The organism is Methylobacterium sp. GC_Met_2, from assembly GCF_026540795.1.
Taxonomy (GTDB): domain Bacteria; phylum Pseudomonadota; class Alphaproteobacteria; order Rhizobiales; family Beijerinckiaceae; genus Methylobacterium.
On record NZ_JALNUM010000258.1, the window covers coordinates 1 to 1102 of the forward strand.

A 1102-nucleotide genomic window follows, 5' to 3' on the forward strand; every position below is an offset into this window, starting at 1 on the left:
GTCCTTCGATAATGAGGTTCTGCGGGCCGGGCTGGCCTATCGGCGTGCTTTGGCTTTCCGAGCCGCGAAGCGTGCATCGCGCGCGGCCTTCTGCTCGGCTGCCAGTGCGGCTTGCTGCTCCGCCCTCTCGGCAGCTTGGCGGACGAGTTCCGCCTCGGCGCGCTCACGCGCGGCAAGGGCCTCCGCCTCACGCTCGGCCTCGGCGGCCGTACGGGCCGCCTCGCGCTCGGTGACCCGCACCTCGCGCGCCTCGGACAGGGCCTGCCGCTCGGCCTGCCGGGCCAGCACCGTCGGGTCATCCGCCGCCGGGCGGGCCCGGAACCGGTCAAGCGTCGCCTGTCGCGCTTTTGCTGTCGCATCCAGGCGATCGACGAGCTGGCTTGTTTTGAATTGACCCACGTACAGTCCTTCATCGCGCCGAAGCCGAGACCCGGCGTCAGAAACAGATGAAGCCGCCCCCGGGGGAACGGCTTCGAAACGCGTCAGAGGCCGATGAGCGCGGCTCAGGCGGCCTGAAGGCTGCCGGCCGACTGCTTGCCGCTGCGGCGGTCGGTCTCCATCTCGTAGGAGACCTTCTGGCCCTCGACCAAGTTGTTCATCCCGGCACGCTCGACGGCCGAGATGTGGACGAACACGTCCTTACCGCCATCGTCCGGCTGGATGAAGCCGAAGCCCTTGGTGTCGTTGAACCACTTAACGGTGCCGATGGTCATAGGTATTCCGTATCTATCGAGGCAGGCGAACAGGTCGGGCGCATGCATCGCACGCGCTCGGTCGCTGGTGGTCGAAAATGGGAGCTATGCAGAGCGCTCGCCCTATTCAGGCGATACGGCCGAATATCTGGCCAAAGATCGATCTGTGACTTGTACGCTAACTGCGACCGATTCACAACTACAAATCTGATCGGGAGAAAATCAGCCTGGAAGATCGCGCCGCTACGTTCATGAGTTGCGCTGTAGCACCTGCTGTCTTCGGGAGGATGTGCGCCGATCCAAAGGGCGCACTGTCACTGTGTAGGACGCGCCGGCTACACGTGAACGGGGAGGACACGGCAACCGGCGCGCTCGCCGGCAGGAGCGTGAGGGCGCTCAAACGCTGCGAT

2 protein-coding genes are annotated in these 1102 nt (G+C 65.2%); both read right to left on the reverse strand.

The window, feature by feature from the left end; all coding sequences use genetic code 11:
* Nucleotides 1–36: 36 nt before the first annotated feature.
* On the reverse strand, nt 37–399 hold the full coding sequence (locus OXS49_RS33320; protein ID WP_244005822.1) for a DUF6481 family protein: 363 nt from the start codon (nt 397–399) through the stop codon (nt 37–39).
* 104 nt (nt 400–503) lie between these two features.
* The gene (locus OXS49_RS33325; protein WP_243924844.1) at nt 504–713 is read right to left on the reverse strand and encodes a cold-shock protein; all 210 of its coding nucleotides are present in this window, start codon (nt 711–713) and stop codon (nt 504–506) included.
* Nucleotides 714–1102: the final 389 nt, after the last annotated feature.